Source organism: Streptococcus sp. FSL W7-1342 (assembly GCF_037966635.1).
In the GTDB taxonomy this organism is placed as follows: Bacteria; Bacillota; Bacilli; order Lactobacillales; family Streptococcaceae; genus Streptococcus; species Streptococcus salivarius_D.
This window is the reverse complement of the sequence record NZ_CP150200.1, coordinates 508,762-529,394: the sequence shown is the minus strand read 5'-3', so window position 1 is coordinate 529,394 and position 20,633 is coordinate 508,762. Positions and strand designations below refer to the sequence as shown.

The following is a 20,633-nucleotide window of genomic DNA, read 5'->3' as shown; positions in this document are numbered from 1 at the left end:
ATAATTACTATTAATTCCAATCTTTCAAAGAAAGAACAACTATCTTATTTTGAAAGTGTACACCGCTTTAATTATACTATAGTTTGAAGAAAAAATCCCCTTACTACAGACAAAGAAAAAAGCAGAATAACTCTGCTTTTACTTTATAGCTTTAGACCGTTTAAAATGAATATAAATGTCATTCAAAAAATAACAAGTAATAATAAATAGACTAAGCATTATAGGTAAATACGTTCTGGTACTAGAAGCATAAAGTGTAGGTGAAAATGAAATCAGCAAACGTCCAATTAAACCTATCCCGAATAAGTATATAATCCATAACCTATCTGAAACTTTAGAAAGAGTCCATAGAGAATACATCAGTATCATAAATAAAACGATATTATAAATCACCGCTCCAAAATAGACAACATTGTAATCAAAGGTGCCACTCTCTCTAGCAACTTTACTAACACTAGAAAGTGTAAATAAAATATTTCTCCACTCAAACTTCTGACTTAAAATAGCAAATAGGGTAAAAGATGACAGAATCAGTGAAATAAAATTCTTTTTATAAAACGATAAAACTACTAAAACTATCAAAAACACAAAAATAAAGCCGAAAGATACTGAAAATATACCATCTCCAGTTTCTAAAATTCCTAACCCTATTTTTTGGAATGGGTTCAAGTGGACAAAATTGGGAAACCAAGATTCCACATTTTTTTCAAACCTCAATGTGTTTCCAGGAGAAAATTTTGCAGAGAGAATTCCTGTCAACGAAACCAAGCCATACAATATATTTCTGTACCTAAATGTAATGACTTTCCAATCCCTTATTAATTCGAAAACAATCCATAAAAAAGCATAGACTGCTAACTGTTCATTCATAATAGCAAAAACAAAAGATAGGAACGCTAGACATTGAACCCACCACTTATCTGAATAACGATAATACAGAGAGAACAAAAGAAATGATGCTGGAAATACATAATTAATATATGTAGGAATAGAACCTGCACTTAAAAATTCACTTGCTGGAAGAAAAATAAAAATGAAAAGTCCAGGTATCCAAGGTAAATTAGGGCAAATTTTCTTACTAGGTAAAAGCAAAAAGAAACTTGCAATAATAGAAGCAATTATAAATAACTTATCGTGTACTGAAAAGAATAATGTTGCGGATTCAATCAGTAACCGGCTACTCCATGTAAGATAACGATTAATTCCAAATTCAAGGTAATTATGGTGAAATTCCTTTGCATAATTTAAAAATGCTGTTTGATCCCCTACAGGTGTAATTTTATTATTAATATAGTACTGAAAACCATACAGTATAGAAATAATTAAGATGTAACAATAAAATCTACTTTTACTTTTCATTTTCTCTCTCAAACAATAACATTCATACTTACCCATTCGTCTTCTGACTCTTCACATATTGTTTCATAAGGATATTTGCTATCCATTTTGGCCAAAAGAGTTGGTACATATACAAATCTTCTTTACTACGAGTATTATCAGCAATAGTCTTAGAAGTCTCAGATTCCTCATGAATTCGGTGACACATTAGCTTATCTGACACATAGACAAAACGCCCCTTGTATTCACTAATCTTATACCAAGCATACCAATCAAGGCTAACCTTCATTCCCTCATCAAAATAAAAATTCTTCAATTTTTCAAGGTTATAGGTGACAGCTGGACAACAAATTGGATTTCCAAAAGCCATTACGCGGTTACGCCAAAAATGACTACCAGGAAAAAGATTCATTGTTTTTAGCATCAAAGTTTTAATCTTTAGATTGGTATTTGCAGGAATCTTTAGACCATTTTTTTCTTCAAAATAATCAGAATATCCGATTAGAACATCACTAGTTTTTTCCATCTTGGCCAATACTTTTTCTACATATCTTGGCTCATAATAGTCATCCTGATGGGCGATAGTAGCATATTTTGTTTCTACAAAAGAGATAGCATTATTCCAATCCTTGCCAATCCCCCCACCTTGTTTAGTATAAAATGGGATAGCATAACACTGACAAAGTTCCTTAATCGAATCCAGTGGCGTTGAACTATAGCAGATAATTTGAGATTGAAGAGTTTGATTTTTCAAAGATTGAATACAGGCTTCAAGATAATCACTTTCTCCATAAGCACAAATTACCCAAGTATGATTATCCTTCATTCTTTTCCTCTTTCTCTTCTACATGACTTTTTAGAATAGATAATTCTTGAACTAAATGTTTAATCTGCTCTTTTTGTTTCGATAAAGTCATGGTTTGTAGGAAAGCGATGACCAACAAGAAAAAGATAGCAAGCGACAACAAAAAATTCGAAGTCAGTTCAAATCCAAGTAATCCTGCAAAATAAACTGGAATAACATCAAAAATCGAAATAACAATCATTACCAGACTGATGACAATCCACATGAAGGCCTGTTCAAATAAGATATTATTCTTATTGATATTTCTAATGACTAAATAAAGGAAAAAGATTGAAGCTACCAACATCACAATAGATAAAACTGACATTATTCACTCTCCCTCATAAAGGCTGCGATAACAATCGACGAACACACTTCAAGCATATATCGAATGGATTTAATTGGCGTAATAGAAGAAACACCACCAGTACGTTCAAACATATTTGCTGGTCGTTCAACAACTCGATATTTACGTTTCAAAATATGAACAATAGTTTCTGGTTCTGGATACTTGATTGGATAACGCTTAGCGAACTGTTTAATAACAGCTTTATCAGCCAAACGGTAACCCGAAGTTGTATCTAAAACTCTTTGTCCAGTTGTCCATTTAATAAGATTGGAAATAACACTAATTCCGAAGCGTCTCATAAAAGTTGTTTGAAATTCAGACTTAACATCACCAACAAAGCGTGAACCAATAACTAGGTCTGCTTCATTTTTTCGAATTGGTTCTAGCAAATCTGACAAGGATTCAATATCATGCTGGCCATCGCCATCAAATTGAACTGCTACATCATAGTCATGCTCTAGTGCATATTTGTAGCCTGTTTGAACCGCACCACCAATCCCAAGATTCATTACGAGATTAACAGCATTAAAATGATTCTCTTCCAGAATTTGTTTTGTCTTATCTGTTGATCCATCATTGATAACAACATAGTCCAAATCAAAATCAACTTTCTTACGGTAATTCAAGATACTTGTTACCGTGTCGAAAATACTTTCCTCCTCATTGTAGGCAGGAATTATCATTAAAACTCTCAACTACTTCTCCTTTCCTTTACAGTAAAACCTCGAAAACAGTGAAACTAATCTCAAATGTTCTAAAGTTCTAAAAACCATTACAGAAATAACTGTTTGAATTCGTTCTCCAGTTATCTCAGATGATAATGGTGTTAAATTTGAATCAATATTTTCTTTAGAAACCCATTCTTTAATTCTTCTATATTGATCCATAAATGACGAACTTGAAGCGGCTCTTCCAGAAAAGAGTAAGTACCAAATGTAATATCGTTTTATAAAATAGCGAATATATTTTGAATCGCCAGCAACTTTAAGCAAGTGACTCAAGAAATACACAATATCTATATTCGGATTAAAACCTCTTTGAGATGTATTTGAGATACTCTTCTCGTTAAAAAACCAATTATAGCCGTTATAATCAATTATTTTAATTTTTTCTGTTAAATTGTAGGCAGTCAATGTAAAGACAACATCTTCACCTATTGGATAATCAAAGAACTGAATATTATTATCTATTAAAAATGAAGTTCTATAAATACGTGCCCAAGGTGCAACGACTATATACTTAGACCATTCAGATTGTGTTAAATCTTGCTTAAAAAGTGTCTTCATTTCCTGATTAACACGCTTATAACCACCAAGAACAATATCTAGTTGTTCTTGATCTATTGCATTATAAAAACGCTCTAAATAATCTGAATCAATAAAATCATCATTATCGATAAATACAATGTACTTCCCATTAGCAAGTTGTATACCTTTATTTCTGGTTTTAGCAACTCCCTCATTTTCTTTATCAATTACTCGGATAAAATCATTAACAGCCGCATACTTTTTAATAACTTCTAAACTATTATCTGTAGAGCCATCATTTAAAAGAATAATCTCAAAATCTGTAAATGATTGATTTAGAAGAGAATCCAGACATTGTTTAATTCCCTCTTGCGCGTTATATACAGGAATTATGACTGAAACGGTTGGATTAGACATATTATACTTTCTATCTATTATTTTTTATAAAATTTCAGAAGGTAAGAAAATAACCTTGTTGAGATATTAATTCCAAAAATCGAAGTAAAGATACCTGTCATTTTAAATGATATGTTATTTATATGACTGGAATTTTTCAACAAATATTTATATTGAATTAATAAGTTGCGTATTTCTTGGTTAAATAGGTATGGCTTAGCATAAGGTAGAATCGAAATATAAGAAATTGTAAAATAGGTATTTAAGGCTTTACGTTTAACTTCAGATAATGACTTTTCATCAGATAAACCTCTACTAATTCCCTCAAGAGTATCTAAAACATTTCTTTCTTTCACTACATTTGTTAAACTTCCAGCTCTGTTCTGACGATACATATACTGAGTGCTAGTAATTACAGAAAAACTTTCCATCATTTTCATTATTGATGAACAATACAAACTATCTTCAGAGACTAAATCCTCAGGAAAACTCAACCCCTTATTAATTAATTTCTTAGAAATACATTTATTCCAATTAGGGCCATTAAATAAGCCATAATTAGTAGCTTCACCTAAGTCTTTTAATCGAGATATCGGGGACTCTTTAATTTCGTTATCGTAGTAATAACTATAACCGAAAATAATAACATCTACAAGTTTTATAGTAAGCTCACTAACAATCTGTTTTAAAAAATGACTATCACTCCAAAAATCATCGCCATCTAAAAACAAAATATAATCACCCGTAGCTCTCTTCATTCCAGTATTACGTGCCTTCGAAGCACCACCGTTAGATTGGTGAACTACATTAATTTGCTTAGATTGTTTCAATAGTTCATCTGCTACTTTACCTGTCTCATCAGTTGAACCATCATCTACAATTATAATTTCATAATTATCATATGTTTGTTTAAGAATACTCTCTACACAGTTTTCTAGATAATCTGCCACATTATAGGCTGGAATAATGATAGAAAATTTCATGTCAATTATTTTTTCCTTCTAAAGATTGTATATGGGTTTGTTACAAAATAAATTACTAGTGAAGCAAGTAGCCATGCTATCATTGCACAAAGAAATGATAGTGAGGCTCCAAAAATTTCAAATTTTGACACTAGAGGCTTGGCAGTTAAGATTGACACAATATAACCCACAATAAAGGAAATAACCAAAAAATGTTGCTTCCTAAATATTGTCAAAATATTATCACATACAGTTGAAAAAGTACTTGCAATTCCTCCAAGCAACAAGACGATAAAACTCGTCTGATACTGTTTAAGGTTAGTCCCGTATACAATATCCAAAGCTGGGATGGCTATAAAAGCACCAATTAGAAATATTAATGTGCAAGTTCCAAATAAAATCTTGAAGAGATTATTCTTGTAAGTGACAAAATGAGAAATCTTCTTTTCTTCTAAAAAGACTGCAAGTTGTGTAATCATTGGTCTAAGAAACACAATCATAAGATTCATGGCAAAAATTGGTGTAAACAAAATACTAAAATCTCGCTGAACACCATTTCCAATCAAACCTTGATTAAAAATATCATTCAAAGCATATTTAGGCTGATTATAAATTGAGACCAACAAAAAAGCATTAATAAATAAAGGTAAACAATCTTTCAATACATTGATAATATTACTCAACCTAACACTCTTAAGATTTAAGCGATGGAAGACTTTTGAATTAGGATAATCGAATAGAGCAATAAAAACAAATGAACTGATGGTTTGTGCGATCACTGACCACAATAGATTTTTAGAGATAACTAAAGTTAAAGCAAACACAATTGTTGAAATGGTATTTCTCAGGAAAAGAGACTTCCCTGCAATATCCAGACGTTCTTTCTGCTGAAACAATCCTTGAAAAACATCTGATAGGGCTTCACTAACTCGGAAAAAAGATACCCAAAAAATTATCTCTATATTTGAGTGAGTATTAGTATTAAAAATTAAATACGTCACTAAAAGAAGAACCATTGCAACATTAGAAATGATTCTTGTGACGAAATAGGTGTCAAAAGAATACTTTTCTCTTATATCCGTCGCTTGAAAATCTCTGACTTGAAAACTTGCTACAATAACAAAGAGATTCGCAATTGCATAAGCAAAACTATAGATATCCGCTGAAGCACTATTTAAAGCCCGTGTAACAATAAAAAGAAGTATAACTGAAACAGCAGCTGAAGACATACTTCCTAAAATATTCCAGAAAAAAACCTTTTGGGCAGTTACCTTTTTCAAATATTTCACTCTCTTTCGATAACTATATTCCATTAATTATATCATATTCTAAATGAAAAAAGAGAGAACAGCATGACACACGTTCTCTCTTTGAACTTTAAAAGCTCATTAAGTATTCTTATTTCACTTCTTGTTTGTAAAACTCTTTCAAAGCATCTTGCCATGTTGGAATGACAAATCCTGTAGCCTTAGCCTTAGCCAAACTCATTGTTGAGTTAAGTGGGCGTTTAGCTTTAGCTGGGAATTGGCTTGAATCAACAGGTTTCACTTCAACATCAGTATCTTTGAGGATTTCAACCGCAAAGTCATACCAAGTTGTATCTTCTGCTGCATCATTTGACAAGTGATAATAACCATATTCCTTACGGTTTTCAGCCAAATAAGTCATAAACTCTGCCAAAGTACGTGTCCAAGTTGGACGACCGTGTTGGTCATTAACAACTGTAAGTGTCTTGTGAGTCTTAGCAAGGTTTTGCATAGTGAAGACAAAGTTCTTACCGTAGTTACCGAACACCCAAGCTGTACGGATAATGTAGTAGTTAGTCACATATTTTTCGACTAACTCTTCACCCATGCGTTTTGTACGACCATACTCTGTCTGTGGATCTGGTTTATCATCAACTTCCCACTCTTGACCGACTGGTTTTTCACCATCAAAAACGTAGTCAGTTGAAATATAAACAAGCGTTGCACCATGTTTTTCAGCAGCCTTAGCGACATTTTCAGTACCTGTCACATTAATCGCATAGTCAAGCTCTTTACCTTCATCTTCAGCCGCATCAACAGCTGTGTAAGCAGCACAGTGATAAACCAAGGTTGGTTTTACTTCCGCAAAAACTTCGTCTACTTTTTCAGCATCTGTGATGTCCATTTCTGCCACATCTACTGCTACATATTCTTCGTTACGTTCGTCAAGAAGGTGACGAAGTTCAGTTCCGAGTTGGCCATTTGCACCTGTTACTAGAATCATATTTTTCTCCTTGTAGTTCCAATAATGTTAGTTTCATTTTAACAAAAAAAGCAGAAAAAATCTGCTTTCATAAAATATAATTTATCATTTCATCACTACAAAAAGTTCATTATCTTTGGTATAAACATCATACATTTTTGTTGTTTCTAATTGTTTATACTCTGAATTTACTGTTGTTGCATCAAATGGTTTAAAATCAACGTTAAATTTTGTGATTGCATTAAATCTCATCGTCATATCCCAAGAAACATTAGTATTAGGCATAATTAAACTACTAATCATTGGATAGACCGAGGTCGCATTTTCATAAATAGGCGAATTAGCAACAAAACGATTAATATTGACCACATTATTTTTATCATTCAAATACTTATTCAAACTATTTCCTAGCATAGCACTCTGAACTTCAAATGTATTATTCTGTTGCTTTAAATTGCTTACATAAATAAATGAAAAAGCAAGGAAATAAAAGATGAGTAAACTTGAAAATACTGATTTTAAAACATTAATAATCTGATTTCGATTGGTTATTCCCAAAGAAACAACTAACACAATCGAAGAAAAGACTCCTAGTCCGTACTCATATCTAGGTCTCAACAAATAAAATTGTTCTGAAAGTATTAAATAGCTTCCATAACTCAAAATACTTCCTAAAGCAAGCCAAGCAAACGTAAAAGCTAAAGCTACAATTTTCTTTTGCTTGCTACTAGTAATTATATTAAATACTAACAAGATAAGTATTACTAGAAATAAAAGAATCCAGACTTTTGTGCTTTGAAGATAAATATTTTTCAGATAACCTTTAGCATTTGCTAGCATAATACTAGGAAGATGTAATAAACTTGGGATATTCCCTTGGTCAGCAAAAATCGGTGGCTTAATAGTAATTTGTATTTTATATAAAACCATACCACCAACATAGGATAAAATCGAACATACTAAACTCTTTATATTCAATTTACCACTGTAGACTACTTCTAAAAAGAGAAGTGTTAGCGTCATGAGAATATAAATTCCTGACGATGCTTGGTATGAGTTACACATAAGATAAATACATACAACCGAACATATACTAAATAGTTTTCTAGACTCCCAAAAGATAAAAGGAAGAATTGACACTAAAATACTTAGTGACATAAATGGGTTGTCAAACCTAAAGCTCAAAGGCTCTAAAAACCAAGGATTTATTCCAATTACAGTTGAGGCTAAGGCTAAAACTGGAGTAACCTTTTTCGATGGAAACAATACAAACAATAATATCGTACTTGCAAATGTTAGTATAAAGGCTGAGATAATATTTGTTGTCAGGCCAGGATCCGTTAAATGAGTACCACCTTGAATAAGACGTGCTGAAAATTCACTCAAATATCTGGAGTAATGTTCAGAGAAGCCCGTATAACCCAGAACTTGACGACCAATATCGTCAATATAGGGGTACTCAGCTAAACTGATGTTAATATTAACTAAAAGATAAACACCTAAGATAAGAGATAAAACAAATTTATTCCTCTTAATATATCCTTTTAAATTATTAAATACTCCTAAAAACTCTTCAATCATTCTTTAGCCCTTCTCCTTAACAATATAAACTGGTCGTTTCTTAGTTTCTAGGAAAATCTTTGAAATATAGTTCCCGATGATACCCAAGGCTAAGAGTTGGATTCCTCCGATAAAGAGGATAATAGAGACAAGGCTCGCCCAACCAGCTACGCTTCCACCAATGGTCAACTTTCTGATGATGACGAAAATAATTCCAACCAAAGAAATCAAGAATGAGAAGGTCCCTGCCCATGTGGCAAGCTTCAAGGGTACTTCTGAGAAGTTGATAAAGCCATCAAGTGAGTAACTCAATAGGCTCCAGAAAGACCATGAAGTCTCTCCCGCCACACGTTCACGATTTTCATAAGAGACGTAGGCCACGTCAAAGCCGACCCAAGAAAAGAGGCCTTTTGAAAAGCGATTGACTTCCTTGAGCTCAAGAATGGCATCAACGACTTGACGAGTCATCAAGCGGAAATCACGTGCCCCATCCACCATTTCAGTATCAGAAACTTTATTAATCAACCAATAGAAGGCCTTCGCAAAGAGTGAACGAATAGGCGGCTCACCCTTACGGTCTGCACGTCTTGTCCCGACAACGTCGTAACCTTCTTGGATTTTGGCATACATTTCGATAAGAAGTTCAGGTGGATCCTGAAGATCAGCATCCATAACTGTCACATAGTCACCTTGGGCTGCCTCAAGTCCTGCCAGTAAACCTGCTTCCTTCCCAAAATTACGAGAGAAAGAGAGATAGTGAACATTTTCAAATTGCTTTGAAACCTGTCTTAGAACTTCTAAGGTGCGATCTTTTGAACCGTCATTGACAAAGTAATAGTTGAAAGCCAACTGGTTGGCCATTTGTCGCTCAACTGCCTGACAAGCCTCTAAAAAAGGATGAATAGTCTCTTCCTCGTTATAACAAGGAACAACGATAGCCAGTGTTTTCATAAGATTTCTCCTAACGAATACCTAGGGCGATACGGGCATAACGACTCATCTTTTCAACAGTCCAAGCTGGTGTCCAGACCAACTTAACCTCAGTCTTAGTGACTTCTGGCACTTCTTTCATAGCGTCATAAATTTGGTCTGTCAAAAGGTCTGCCAAGGGGCATCCCATAGTCGTCAAGGTCATATCGATTTCAGTATAACCATCTTGCTGGAAACGGATATCGTAAATGAGGCCAAGGTTGACAATATCAATCCCCAACTCTGGATCAATGACCATTTCTAAGGCTTCCAAGATACGGTCTTTGATTTTTTCAATTTCTGCTTCAGTGTATTTTACTTCAGACATAGCTTTTCCTCCAAAATCAGGGCCTAATAATCAGGCCCCTTCCATTTACTATCTTAGTCTTCAATAAAGTCTTTAAGTTGTTTACTACGGCTTGGGTGGCGCAATTTACGAAGGGCTTTAGCTTCAATCTGACGAATACGTTCACGAGTAACGTTGAAGACTTTACCAACATCTTCCAAAGTACGCATCTTCCCATCATCAAGACCGAAACGAAGACGAAGAACATTCTCTTCACGGTCTGTAAGAGTATCAAGCACTTCATCCAATTGTTCACGAAGAACCACACGAGTTGTGTAATCTACTGGATTTTCAATAACTTCATCCTCGATAAAGTCACCCAAATGGCTATCATCTTCTTCACCGATAGGTGTTTCAAGAGAAACTGGCTCTTGAGCAATCTTAAGGATTTCACGAACCTTATCTGGAGTCATATCCATACGTTCAGCGATTTGCTCAGGAGTTGGATCTTGTCCCAACTCTTGCAAGAGGTTACGTTGCTCACGTACCAATTTATTAATAGTTTCAACCATGTGAACTGGGATACGGATGGTACGTGCTTGGTCTGCGATAGCACGAGTGATTGCTTGACGGATCCACCATGTCGCATAAGTTGAGAATTTGAAACCTTTAGAGTAGTCAAATTTATCAACGGCTTTCATAAGCCCCATGTTACCTTCTTGAATCAAGTCCAAGAACTGCATACCACGTCCCACATAACGTTTAGCGATTGAGACTACCAAACGAAGGTTGGCTTCTGCCAAACGTTGTTTAGCTTCCAAGTCACCATTTTCAACAGCGATAGCCAATTCTTTTTCCTCTTCGTTACTCAAGAGAGGCACTACCCCAATCTCTTTGAGGTACATACGAACAGGGTCATTGACCTTAGCTGAGTTTGAACCAAGAAGCTCCTCGTCTGTCAATTCTTCTGGTTTTGGGGCTTCAACAACATATTTAGATGAAGGATTTCCGTCCTTATCAGTGATAGAGATACCACCGTCTGTCAAACGTTCCAAAAGGTCATCAATCCCATCAGCATCAAGAACAAATGGGATAACTAGTTTTTCTGTGACTTCATCATCAATTGCTGTACCAGCTTTTTTGTGGTTACGAATGAAATCAGCGACTTGAACGTTAAATGCTGTATTTTGTTTTTTCTTTGCCATGTGTTACTCCATATCTCGTTTTTGGGCGATGAGCATCTGCAGGGCTTCCACCGCTGCATCCACATCACCGTGGTTACTTGATTCTCTTATTTGTTTACTTTGCTTACGAAAGTCCTGTTCCCTCAAAAAATGATTTCTACGCTCTTCGATAGCCTGAACTTCTTCAAGACTAGTTTCAGGTGGTAAAATCTCCTCTAAAACCTGATAATAGGCTGTTTGCATCTCTTGAGAAAGTAGAGACAAAGCTACGGTATCAATCTGACCATCTTGTTTCAGAATATGATAAAGCTCCTCTAACTCAGGTGTTTGGAAGAAAAACTCCTCTCTCATGCGATAGTCATTCAAAATCATAGGATGATTAAGCATACGATGGAAGAGTTGATTTTCCGCCCGACGAAGACCTGTAATCTTAGGTGTAGAAGGTAGTTTGACCGTTCCTCTGAGTCCTGACGCTGAAGACTCATAAGCACTATTACTAGCAGCCGATAATTGAGCCGTCTGCTGATTCCTCATGGTCAACCGTTCGTTATTGACCGCTTGCTCGACTTGGAAAAAATCAAAGTCTGGCAAAAGGTCAGCTACCTTAGAAATGTAGGAATTTTGTGCTGTCACAGAAGGTGACTTGGCAATAATCTTAGCAATCTGCTCAACATAGGCAATCTCTGCTTGAAGATTGTCTACATTAGCGGGCTTGAGCTGTCCTATCCAAAATTCCACATCTGAAATGCGGGACTCGACCAAAAGTTTCCCCAAAGCCTCTTCGGATGTTTTCTGTAGATATTCATCAGGGTCCATATTGTCTGGAATTTTAACAATATCAACTTGAAAATCCGATAAAAGCTCAAGAGACTTGGCAATCGCATTTTGCCCAGCCTTATCACCATCATAGGTCAGAACAATTTTCTTGGTGAGTTTACGCAGACGATTGACATGTTCAGGAGTCAACGCCGTCCCCATAGAAGCCACAGCATTAACATGCCCAGCCCTATAAGCGGCAATGACATCCATGAATCCCTCCATCAGATAGACCTCATGGGTCTTCTGAATCACCGGCTTAGCCTGATCGAGGTGGTAGAGTTCGTAAGACTTATTGAAAATGCGGGTAGCCCTCGTATTTTTGTACTTGGCTTGTCCTTTTTCAATATCGTCCTTGGTCCAAACACGTCCTGAAAAACCGATAGTCTTTCCAAACTCATTCTTAAGCGGAAACATGATTCGATTTTTAAAAGTATCGAAAAGACGATTACTTTCAGAAAGATTAAAAAGACCTGATTCTGTCAGTACCTCTTCGTCATATTTTTTTGATACAGACTGATAGAGATAATCTGGTTCGTCAGGGGCTAGACCAATCTGGAAGGTCTTAAGTAAATCGTCAGTCATACCACGCTCATAGAGGTAGGCACGCGCTGCTTCTCCTATCTTAGTCGTCATCAGAACTGCGTGATAAAACTTAAGCGCATCCTCATGAAGATCATAGAAGGCTTGATTAGGAGAATTCTGCTGCTGAGCCTGTCTTGGTGCATCTATCGTAACCGCAATACCTAAGCGGTCTGCCAGAACCTTGACACTTTCTTGGAAAGAAATCTGACGGTATTCCTCTAAAAATTTAAAGACATCCCCAGACTTTCCACAACCAAAACAATGATAAAACTGCCTATCCTCGATAACATTAAATGAGGGGGTTTTCTCCTTATGGAAAGGGCAGAGACCGAGGTAATTTCGACCTGCGCGATTAAGACTGACAACTTCACCAATCACGTCGACGATATTGGTACTGCTCTTAATATCTTCTATTAAAACTTTATCAATTACCATCTAACTGCCCCCTATCTTACCATAATTGCATTACTTCTAATTATAACACGATGAAAAATGAAAGTAAAATAAAATTGATTTTTCATGAGCAAATCCCTTGTCAAGAATTACAAAATTGGATAAACTATTAAAAATAAATAAAAGAAGGGAATCATTATCAAAATGATTAAAGAACTTAAAGATTTTTTATTCAGGGGGAATGTCCTTGATCTTGCTGTAGCCGTTGTTATGGGAGCTGCCTTCAACGCTATCATCACTTCACTTGTAAGTGATATTATCACTCCAGTTATCCTTAACCCAGTTGTTAAGGCTGCTAACGTTGAAAACCTCTCTAAATTATCATGGAACGGTATCGCTTACGGTAACTTCTTGAGTGCAATTATCAACTTCATCATCGTTGGTACTACCCTCTTCTTCGTTGTTAAAGCTGCTAACCACGCTGTAGCTCTTGGTAAAAAAGAAGAAGAAGCTACTGAAGAAGCAGCAGCTCCATCACAAGAAGAATTGCTTGCTGAAATCCGCGATCTTCTTGCAAACAAATAATCTTTATTTGTTCACCTAAAAGCATATGAAACTTAAGACGCCTGAACTATCAGACGTCTTATTTTTTTATACCAAGAGACTTATTTATTCGAGGAAAAAGAAAAAACTTGAGTAATCTCAAGCTTTTTTCTGTTAATTTCATTCTTAATTAGAATTTTTTACGTTTGCGAGCTGCCTCTGATTTACGTTTACGTTTTACAGAAGGTTTTTCGTAATGTTCACGTTTACGAGCCTCTTGAAGAGTACCAGCTTTAGTCACAGAACGTTTGAAACGACGAAGAGCGTCGTCAAGTGATTCGTTTTTACGTACTACTGTTTTTGACATTGAATTCACCTCCTCAAGATAATGTAACATTTTACACGTTCTATTCAAGTATACAAGACTGATCTTTTTCTGTCAAGAAATATCTTTTAAGTTTGAGTAATTTTGATGTCAACACTATTTTCTAAGTCTTATTGGAGATTATCAGGGGCTTTACCATACAAAAACTAGAGGAATCATCCTCTAGCTCTCTTTTATTCAACTGCTGTGTATTTAGAAGCATCCTTGATGTACTCGTCGTAAGTACCATTGTCTTTCAATTTCTTGATAACCTTGTTTACTGCTTCTTTCAATTTGTCATTGCCTTTAGCCATAGCGACTGCTTTAGCATCACCATCGTCAACTTTGAGGGCAACACTTGCCAAAGCCAAATCTGGATTTTGTGCCACGTAACCTTCTGCTACTGGTTTTTCAAGGTCAACAGCATCAACTTGGCCAGACTTAACTTCGTTAATAGCTTCACCCATTGCTGTAAGTGATACGACTGTTGAGTCTTTCAACTGTTTCTTAGCAAGTCCTTCTTCGATAGTACCTTTTTGAACGGCAACTTTTTTACCCTTGAAAGCATCTAGGCTTGAGTAGGTAGATTCTTGATCTTTACGAACGATGATTGCATTTTGTGTTTCGTAGTAAGGATCTGAGAAATCGAAGGTTTTCTTACGTTCATCTGTCACTGAGATACCAGATATGGCAATATCAGCCTTACCAGCTTGAAGGCTAGAAAGGACATTGTCAAAGCTCATAGTTGTCACTTCAAGTTTAACCCCAAGTTCATCAGCGATAGCTTGTGCCAACTTGATGTCTGAACCGACAACTTGGTCTTTACCGTCGACCAAAGTTTTGAACTCAAATGGTGCATAGTCTGGACTGACAGCCACGACAAGTTTTTTATTTTCTTTAATAGATTCGTAAGCGTCTTTTTTTGACCCACATGCTACCAAGGTAACGGCAGCAAGGAGAGCCATGGCTCCAAGGAAAAGTTTTTTCATAAGAAACTCCTGTATAAATATAATTTTTGCTCGTTTATTTTACTTAAAATTAGTGGTATTGTCAACATTTATTAAGAAATTGCGACAATTTTTCTAAGCCCTTTTGAAGGACTTCCTTGTCACAGCAATAACCGATGCGAACATGGGACTCCTTGTCAAAACGGTTACCCGGAACCACAAGAACACCATAGTCCTGAAGAAGCTCTAAAGCAAAATCTTCGATAGGACGATTCACATCTAATTTGACGAAAGAGGTGGAAACACTAGCAGGTCTAATCCATGACGCCTTAGGTTCCTTGGCAATCCACGCATCCATAAGAGCTAGATTTTCCTCTACAATCTGACGATTACGTTCTAGGATGGCTTCTTTATTTTCCAAGACAAGGGTAGCCACCATATCATCAAAGACACCAGCACAAATCATCGTGTAGTCGCGGTAGTCACGCAGAATATCCGCCACCTCTGTGTTAGAAGCAACCCAACCCACACGAATACCAGGAATGGAATAGGTCTTTGACAGACTATTGACGGCAATGCCCTTTTCATACAAATCCACAATAGAAGGTGCAGGCTGGTCAAAACTGCGATAGACCTCATCTGAGAAGATATAGGCGTCTACTTCTTTAGCGATAGCCACTAGCTCCTCGAGGTAAGCAGCGTCCATAAGGGCACCGGTAGGATTGTTGGCATTGTTAATACAGATCATCTTTGTATTAGGACGAATCAGACGACGGAGTTGGTCCAAATCAGGCAACCACCCCTTGTCCTCTTCAACCGCCCAGAGATCCACATCTGCTCCTAGTGACTTAGGAATGTCATAGAGCTGCTGATAAGTTGGATACATGGAGATGACATGGTCTTCAGGCTCAATAAGAGCGTAAAGGGCTAGCATCGTCGCTCCCGTTGCCCCGTTGGTTTGGAGGATATTATCAACCGGCATGTTCTTGTATAAACTAGCCACCTGAGTTTTGAACTCTGGTGCCCCCTCAATCCAGCCGTAATCCATCTTTTTCTTTAGCAGTTGGGCAAAAAAGGCGTCCTTATCAAGGCCTGACAGGTCAAATAATTCTTCCATTGTGAGGGCCTTAATTGAAACTCCTGCGATATCATATATGGCAGATTTTTCATGGACATTAAGCCATTCTTCAACACCAAAACGTGGTAGCTTCATAGTTTCTCCTTGCTTTTCTTAAGCACTCTATACGATGTCATTTGTCTATTGAACAGACTTACCTACTTTGATAATAACCGTTTTTAGCAGAGAATTCAATAAAAAATGGGGTATTGCCCCATCTCAGAATGAAGACAAACATCGTTTTTGATGTTTGTCTTTTTTATATTCTTACCTAATTCTCCTATAATCCAATAATATTGAGATATTTGGGTAAAATTATAGGTCTTTCCTGTCATCATTTTTACCAATTTTTTGATATTTAGACACGCTAAAGTAAGCCCAACCTTAGCTTCCATTTTGGACTTTCCTTTTTCTCTGGTATAACGTAAGTTATGATATTCTTTAGCTGTTCCGAATAACCGTTCTATCGTTTCTTTCCGGTGTTGATACCGTTCTTTCATACCACTTTGATGGCGAATATCTTCACAGACTTCTAGGGCATCTTTCCAAATATGACGCACAACAACTTTTTGGTGCTGGCGACTTTCAGTACAAATCGCTAACAAGGGACAGGTCTTACAAATTTTAGGATTACTTTTATACTCTCGATAACCTTCACGTGTGGTTGTACGATAAGTTAATACATGGTTCTCTGGACAAAGATAACAATCAAAATGCTCGTCATAGACAAAGTCTTTTGGACGTAAAAAATCTTTCTTACCTCTTGGTCTAGTGTAAGGGAAAACTGGTGTAATCCCTTTTTCTAGAAGAAACTTGGCAATACTAGGTGTTTTATAGCCTGAATCCGCAATAATGAATTCAGGTGAGAATGGTTCTAGTTTGACAAAAAGAGCAGAGAAAGCCTGACTATCATGGATGTTTCCTGCTTCAACCGTATAAGCTAAGGCCCAGCCGTGTTTATCACAAGCTACTTGAGCATTGTAAGCGAAGACTTCCTTATGTTCCCCCTTATGAAACCAACCACTGTCTGGGTCTGTCGTTGATTGTTTCTTAGGTTTAGCCTCGCCTTTTTTGGCGGGCTTTAAGAACTTTTTTGCGTGTTTTTTCCTATCTAAATTAATCTCAATCTCCAGTTGTTCACTCATGAATTTAGCTTTTTGATCAATAACAACAGTTTTGTACTTATGATTATTAGCAGCTGCCTTGATATGGGTCCCATCAATGAAGATTTCTGAGGGATCAATGAGCCCTGCTTCCAAAACATGATGAAGCACATGACTAAAAATGTGTGCTAACACTTCCTTGTTTTCAAAGCGTCGGCTATAGTTCTTACCGTAAGTTGTAAAATGAGGCACCTTATCGTCCAGAGATAAGCCAAGAAACCAACGGTAAGCCGTATTCACCTCAATATCTTTAATGGTTTGGCGCATAGAACGAATGCCATAAAAACATTGAATCAACGGAATTTTAACTAATAAAACAGGGTCTAGACTAGGGCGACCATTATCCGAGGAATAACTATCTTCGACAAGATCATAAATAAAAGAGAAATCAATCGTTTCCTCGACTTTTCTTAGAAAATGGTCTTTAGGCACAAGTTCATCAAGCGTATAGAATCCTACTTGACGTCGATTGTATTCAGGATTTTCTTTGTGAAACATAGGAACACCTCATCAAATACCTTTTTCTTTTATTATACTCCTTCAAAGCAAGAAAAATCCCCAGAAGTATAACTTCTGAGGACTTTGTCTTCAATCTGAAATGGGGTATTGCCCCATTTTAGATTTAAGAATTTTTGGAGACTCCCCCTAAGTGAGTAAAGCGAGGACCAAACGAGACTTTTCACTGTTGATGAAAGCACCTGAAACATGCTCGTTTCAGGTGCTCGGGAGTTTTAAATTTACTTACTTTGTTTGTAGGTTGATGCTTCTTTCAACCATTGGTCAAATTTTCCAGAGTCCTTAGTCTCTTTGATGACGGCATTGATTTCTTTAAGCAAGTCATCTGAACCCTTACGTGTTGCGACGGCATAAGCATCTGTACCATCTGACTTGAGATTAAAGTTGGCAAGGGTTAAATCATCATTTTGAGCGATATAACCTTCTGCAATGGCCTTCTCAAGTACAACTGCTTGAAGCTGACCTGATTTAAGTTCGTTAATCATTTCACCATTTGAAGCTAGTGATACGACACTTGCCTTAGGGATTTGTTTCTTAGCAACGGTTTCTTGGACAGACCCTTTTTGCGTACCGACCGTTTGTTTAGCGAGACTATCAGTGCTTGTGTAGTCATTTACCTTGTCTTTTTTGACAATCACTACATTTTCTGACGTATAGTAGCTGTCTGAAAAATCATAAACCTTCTTACGTTCGTCTGTCACCGAAATACCAGCAATGGCGATATCAGCTTTACCACTTTGCACGTTAGCAAGAACATTATCAAAAGACATCACGGAAAATTCAACCTTTACACCGAGTTTTTCACCGATAGCTTTGGCCAACTCGATATCTGCTCCAACCAGCGTATCTTTGCCGTTAACCAACGATTTGAACTCAAAAGGCGCAAATTCAGATTCTGTTGCCACGACAATTTTTTTCTTTTCCTTAATCGTTTTGGGACTTACTCCCTGACTTCCACTACAAGCAACTAGAAAGCACGTGGCGACTAGAGCTGTAAGGATAAACCAAAATTTCTTCATATAATAACCCCTTATTTAGTAGAACTCTTAAGTGAAAGAGCATAGGCATCTTGAACATATCTGTCAATCTTACCTTCTTTTTTGAGTTTAGCGATAACCTTATTAACCTTTGCTTTTAGCTTATCGCTTCCTTTAGGCATTGCGACAGCATAGGCATCTTTTGAATCAGACTTGAGCGCAATGTCTGACACAGCTAAATCACTGTTTTGATCTACATAACCTTGTGCAATGGCTTTTTCAAGAACCACTCCTTCAACTTGACCAGATTTCAATTCATTGATAGCTTCACCAGGTTGTGCCAAGGATACCACATTAGCATCTGACAAGTTGGCTTTGGCGATGTTTTCTTGAATAGAACCTTTTTGAACGGCTACAGATTTTTTAGCAAAATCACCGGTTTGTTTGTAAGTTCCTGTCGCATCTTTTTTAACAACAAGAACTGTTTCAGACTCATAGTAGGTATCTGAGAAATCAAAGATTTTTTGACGTTCTTCAGTAGCTGAGATTCCTGAAATGGCAATGTCTGCCTTACCAGATTGAACATTGGCCAAGACATTATCAAAAGACATTTCAGAGAATTTGACTTTTACACCAAGCTCATCTGCAATAGCCTTAGCAATTTCGACATCAGCTCCAACAATCGTATCCTTACCATTTTGGATTGTCTTGAATTCAAAAGGAGCAAAGTGAGGATTAAGAGCAACTGTCAAAGTTCCTTTATCTTTCACCTTTTCCAAAGTGTCCTTCGACGAAGAACAAGCTGCTAAAGTCGTCAAAGCAAAGATCCCTGCAAACCCCAACAAAAGTTTTTTCCATGTTTTCATAATCAATCTCTTTTCTATATTTATTAACTTATGTAAGTATAATAATGTATTATTATGCATTTGTCAATGGAAAAATGAACTTTTATCGATTATAATTTTCATTTTTATTAATTTTATCGTCATTGCAAAATCTAAAAAATACTTATTTAAAGCTCTTATATCTGATTTTTACGACAAAAAAACTATTCATTCATCTGAATAAATAGTTCATATTATTACCAAAATTCTCGGATAAAGTCATTTTCAAGACGCTCACGATAGAAAAGTTCAGAGAGTTGATCCTCTTCAAACACGTGCAGGAGGTTGAGCATGTCATAGGCCAGCTCCATCTTAGGTACGTCCTCCCTGGCAACCCAACGGACTTCTCCCTCTTCTGTCGAATGAATGTCTCCTTCAAAGTCTGAAGTTCTATAGAGGAAAACGAGATAACGCTCGTCTTCTGTCGTGTACCAATGCTTCATACCAACCAATTTAGGATTTTTAATGGTCAATCCAGTTTCTTCCTTGACCTCACGAATAACTGACTCCACTAGCCCCTCGTGTGCTTCAATATGACCACCAGGTAGGGCAGCACCCGACCAAGAATAACGCTTGGGATCGCGAATTTGCATGACAATATTTCCATGGTCATCTTCGATAAGACACATGTTGGTCAGAATAGTAGCTTGTGAACGTGACATAGATAGTCCTTTCTAGTAAGTAGTCAAATAAAATCTTAACAATTAGTTTTTAATCGACTCACGATGTCGCAAATGCAGATAAATAGAAGCATAGAAAGCCATAAACAATATATAACCAAACATTGGTATCCAAACAAGTTCTCTTTTTATAGTCCACATGGGCTCAAAAATAATTTGCGTATAATTCTCCCACTCTCCCTCTTTTTCAATTTTTATACCTTCTATAGCATGAATTAGAAACACATAGAGGTTCAAATTTAAACAAATAAAAGCCGCAATTTTTCTCTGGCCCATCTTGTTAA

The 20,633-nt window shown here is 36.4% G+C and carries 22 protein-coding genes; 1 reads left to right on the top strand and 21 read right to left on the bottom strand.

The window, feature by feature from the left end; all coding sequences use genetic code 11:
- Positions 1-138: 138 nt before the first annotated feature.
- The 13 genes from NSQ79_RS02700 to dnaG all read right to left on the bottom strand — a co-directional run bounded on the left by NSQ79_RS02700 (position 139) and on the right by dnaG (position 13,200).
- Positions 139-1,395, bottom strand: a complete 1,257-nt coding sequence (locus NSQ79_RS02700) for a beta-carotene 15,15'-monooxygenase (protein WP_227834261.1) — start codon at positions 1,393-1,395, stop codon at positions 139-141.
- Positions 1,388-2,164, bottom strand: a complete 777-nt coding sequence (locus NSQ79_RS02695) for a glycosyltransferase (protein WP_049554126.1) — start codon at positions 2,162-2,164, stop codon at positions 1,388-1,390. The genes NSQ79_RS02700 and NSQ79_RS02695 overlap by 8 nt, the downstream gene beginning before the upstream one ends.
- A complete protein-coding gene (locus tag NSQ79_RS02690; protein WP_002884228.1) occupies positions 2,154-2,510 on the bottom strand; it encodes a DUF2304 domain-containing protein in 357 nt (118 codons plus the stop codon). The genes NSQ79_RS02695 and NSQ79_RS02690 overlap by 11 nt, the downstream gene beginning before the upstream one ends.
- Positions 2,510-3,226, bottom strand: a complete 717-nt coding sequence (locus NSQ79_RS02685) for a glycosyltransferase family 2 protein (RefSeq protein WP_002884333.1) — start codon at positions 3,224-3,226, stop codon at positions 2,510-2,512. The genes NSQ79_RS02690 and NSQ79_RS02685 overlap by 1 nt, the downstream gene beginning before the upstream one ends.
- Positions 3,227-4,195: a glycosyltransferase gene (locus NSQ79_RS02680; RefSeq protein WP_049554125.1), complete on the bottom strand. Its 969-nt coding sequence runs from the start codon at positions 4,193-4,195 to the stop codon at positions 3,227-3,229. It abuts the gene before it with no gap.
- A gap of 17 nt (positions 4,196-4,212) precedes the next feature.
- A complete protein-coding gene (locus NSQ79_RS02675; RefSeq protein ID WP_049554124.1) occupies positions 4,213-5,157 on the bottom strand; it encodes a glycosyltransferase family 2 protein in 945 nt (314 codons plus the stop codon).
- Between the two features lie 5 nt (positions 5,158-5,162).
- Positions 5,163-6,449 (bottom strand): oligosaccharide flippase family protein, encoded by a 1,287-nt coding sequence (locus NSQ79_RS02670; protein WP_014632798.1) that lies wholly within the window; start codon positions 6,447-6,449, stop codon positions 5,163-5,165.
- 85 nt (positions 6,450-6,534) lie between these two features.
- The gene (rfbD, locus tag NSQ79_RS02665) at positions 6,535-7,386 is read right to left on the bottom strand and encodes a dTDP-4-dehydrorhamnose reductase (RefSeq protein WP_002886813.1); all 852 of its coding nucleotides are present in this window, start codon (positions 7,384-7,386) and stop codon (positions 6,535-6,537) included.
- A gap of 84 nt (positions 7,387-7,470) precedes the next feature.
- The gene (locus NSQ79_RS02660) at positions 7,471-8,946 is read right to left on the bottom strand and encodes a glucosyltransferase domain-containing protein (protein WP_014632797.1); all 1,476 of its coding nucleotides are present in this window, start codon (positions 8,944-8,946) and stop codon (positions 7,471-7,473) included.
- 3 nt (positions 8,947-8,949) lie between these two features.
- On the bottom strand, positions 8,950-9,876 hold the full coding sequence (locus tag NSQ79_RS02655; protein ID WP_049554123.1) for a glycosyltransferase family 2 protein: 927 nt from the start codon (positions 9,874-9,876) through the stop codon (positions 8,950-8,952).
- Between the two features lie 10 nt (positions 9,877-9,886).
- The gene (locus NSQ79_RS02650) at positions 9,887-10,222 is read right to left on the bottom strand and encodes a metal-sulfur cluster assembly factor (protein WP_002886809.1); all 336 of its coding nucleotides are present in this window, start codon (positions 10,220-10,222) and stop codon (positions 9,887-9,889) included.
- Positions 10,223-10,275: 53 nt separating this feature from the next.
- Positions 10,276-11,385, bottom strand: coding sequence for an RNA polymerase sigma factor RpoD (rpoD, locus tag NSQ79_RS02645; RefSeq protein WP_002884252.1), 1,110 nt, complete (start codon positions 11,383-11,385; stop codon positions 10,276-10,278).
- 3 nt (positions 11,386-11,388) lie between these two features.
- Entirely contained in the window at positions 11,389-13,200 is a 1,812-nt protein-coding gene (gene dnaG, locus NSQ79_RS02640; protein WP_138261847.1) for a DNA primase, read from the bottom strand.
- Positions 13,201-13,362: 162 nt separating this feature from the next.
- On the opposite strand from dnaG, the gene mscL reads away from it, so the two are divergent.
- On the top strand, positions 13,363-13,743 hold the full coding sequence (gene mscL / locus NSQ79_RS02635) for a large conductance mechanosensitive channel protein MscL (protein WP_084871186.1): 381 nt from the start codon (positions 13,363-13,365) through the stop codon (positions 13,741-13,743).
- Between the two features lie 148 nt (positions 13,744-13,891).
- Here mscL and rpsU read toward each other — a convergent pair whose 3' ends face one another.
- The 8 genes from rpsU to NSQ79_RS02595 all read right to left on the bottom strand — a co-directional run bounded on the left by rpsU (position 13,892) and on the right by NSQ79_RS02595 (position 20,625).
- Entirely contained in the window at positions 13,892-14,068 is a 177-nt protein-coding gene (gene rpsU, locus NSQ79_RS02630; protein ID WP_002884573.1) for a 30S ribosomal protein S21, read from the bottom strand.
- Positions 14,069-14,259: 191 nt separating this feature from the next.
- Positions 14,260-15,054, bottom strand: coding sequence for an ABC transporter substrate-binding protein (locus NSQ79_RS02625; protein ID WP_002886806.1), 795 nt, complete (start codon positions 15,052-15,054; stop codon positions 14,260-14,262).
- 61 nt (positions 15,055-15,115) lie between these two features.
- Complete coding sequence (locus NSQ79_RS02620) at positions 15,116-16,225, bottom strand: aminotransferase (RefSeq protein ID WP_049554122.1); 1,110 nt, start codon at positions 16,223-16,225, stop codon at positions 15,116-15,118.
- A gap of 95 nt (positions 16,226-16,320) precedes the next feature.
- Positions 16,321-17,790, bottom strand: coding sequence for an IS1182 family transposase (locus NSQ79_RS02615; protein ID WP_339313801.1), 1,470 nt, complete (start codon positions 17,788-17,790; stop codon positions 16,321-16,323).
- 239 nt (positions 17,791-18,029) lie between these two features.
- Positions 18,030-18,827 (bottom strand): transporter substrate-binding domain-containing protein, encoded by a 798-nt coding sequence (locus NSQ79_RS02610; RefSeq protein ID WP_002884336.1) that lies wholly within the window; start codon positions 18,825-18,827, stop codon positions 18,030-18,032.
- Positions 18,828-18,838: 11 nt separating this feature from the next.
- On the bottom strand, positions 18,839-19,651 hold the full coding sequence (locus NSQ79_RS02605) for a transporter substrate-binding domain-containing protein (RefSeq protein WP_084871185.1): 813 nt from the start codon (positions 19,649-19,651) through the stop codon (positions 18,839-18,841).
- Positions 19,652-19,866: 215 nt separating this feature from the next.
- Complete coding sequence (locus tag NSQ79_RS02600; RefSeq protein WP_084871184.1) at positions 19,867-20,331, bottom strand: 8-oxo-dGTP diphosphatase; 465 nt, start codon at positions 20,329-20,331, stop codon at positions 19,867-19,869.
- A gap of 42 nt (positions 20,332-20,373) precedes the next feature.
- Positions 20,374-20,625, bottom strand: coding sequence for a hypothetical protein (locus tag NSQ79_RS02595; protein WP_084871183.1), 252 nt, complete (start codon positions 20,623-20,625; stop codon positions 20,374-20,376).
- Positions 20,626-20,633: the final 8 nt, after the last annotated feature.

Excerpts from the sequence above, each read along its gene's own strand:
- NSQ79_RS02700 (WP_227834261.1), bottom strand. The coding sequence starts at position 1,395 with ATGGGTAAGTATGAATGTTATTGTTTGAGAGAGAAAATGAAAAGTAAA.
- NSQ79_RS02695 (WP_049554126.1), bottom strand. The coding sequence starts at position 2,164 with ATGAAGGATAATCATACTTGGGTAATTTGTGCTTATGGAGAAAGTGAT.
- NSQ79_RS02690 (WP_002884228.1), bottom strand. The coding sequence starts at position 2,510 with ATGTCAGTTTTATCTATTGTGATGTTGGTAGCTTCAATCTTTTTCCTT.
- NSQ79_RS02680 (WP_049554125.1), bottom strand. The coding sequence starts at position 4,195 with ATGTCTAATCCAACCGTTTCAGTCATAATTCCTGTATATAACGCGCAA.
- NSQ79_RS02675 (WP_049554124.1), bottom strand. The coding sequence starts at position 5,157 with ATGAAATTTTCTATCATTATTCCAGCCTATAATGTGGCAGATTATCTA.
- NSQ79_RS02670 (WP_014632798.1), bottom strand. The coding sequence starts at position 6,449 with ATGGAATATAGTTATCGAAAGAGAGTGAAATATTTGAAAAAGGTAACT.
- rfbD (WP_002886813.1), bottom strand. The coding sequence starts at position 7,386 with ATGATTCTAGTAACAGGTGCAAATGGCCAACTCGGAACTGAACTTCGT.
- NSQ79_RS02660 (WP_014632797.1), bottom strand. The coding sequence starts at position 8,946 with ATGATTGAAGAGTTTTTAGGAGTATTTAATAATTTAAAAGGATATATT.
- NSQ79_RS02655 (WP_049554123.1), bottom strand. The coding sequence starts at position 9,876 with ATGAAAACACTGGCTATCGTTGTTCCTTGTTATAACGAGGAAGAGACT.
- NSQ79_RS02650 (WP_002886809.1), bottom strand. The coding sequence starts at position 10,222 with ATGTCTGAAGTAAAATACACTGAAGCAGAAATTGAAAAAATCAAAGAC.
- rpoD (WP_002884252.1), bottom strand. The coding sequence starts at position 11,385 with ATGGCAAAGAAAAAACAAAATACAGCATTTAACGTTCAAGTCGCTGAT.
- dnaG (WP_138261847.1), bottom strand. The coding sequence starts at position 13,200 with ATGGTAATTGATAAAGTTTTAATAGAAGATATTAAGAGCAGTACCAAT.
- mscL (WP_084871186.1), top strand. The coding sequence starts at position 13,363 with ATGATTAAAGAACTTAAAGATTTTTTATTCAGGGGGAATGTCCTTGAT.
- rpsU (WP_002884573.1), bottom strand. The coding sequence starts at position 14,068 with ATGTCAAAAACAGTAGTACGTAAAAACGAATCACTTGACGACGCTCTT.
- NSQ79_RS02625 (WP_002886806.1), bottom strand. The coding sequence starts at position 15,054 with ATGAAAAAACTTTTCCTTGGAGCCATGGCTCTCCTTGCTGCCGTTACC.
- NSQ79_RS02620 (WP_049554122.1), bottom strand. The coding sequence starts at position 16,225 with ATGAAGCTACCACGTTTTGGTGTTGAAGAATGGCTTAATGTCCATGAA.
- NSQ79_RS02615 (WP_339313801.1), bottom strand. The coding sequence starts at position 17,790 with ATGTTTCACAAAGAAAATCCTGAATACAATCGACGTCAAGTAGGATTC.
- NSQ79_RS02610 (WP_002884336.1), bottom strand. The coding sequence starts at position 18,827 with ATGAAGAAATTTTGGTTTATCCTTACAGCTCTAGTCGCCACGTGCTTT.
- NSQ79_RS02605 (WP_084871185.1), bottom strand. The coding sequence starts at position 19,651 with ATGAAAACATGGAAAAAACTTTTGTTGGGGTTTGCAGGGATCTTTGCT.
- NSQ79_RS02600 (WP_084871184.1), bottom strand. The coding sequence starts at position 20,331 with ATGTCACGTTCACAAGCTACTATTCTGACCAACATGTGTCTTATCGAA.
- NSQ79_RS02595 (WP_084871183.1), bottom strand. The coding sequence starts at position 20,625 with ATGGGCCAGAGAAAAATTGCGGCTTTTATTTGTTTAAATTTGAACCTC.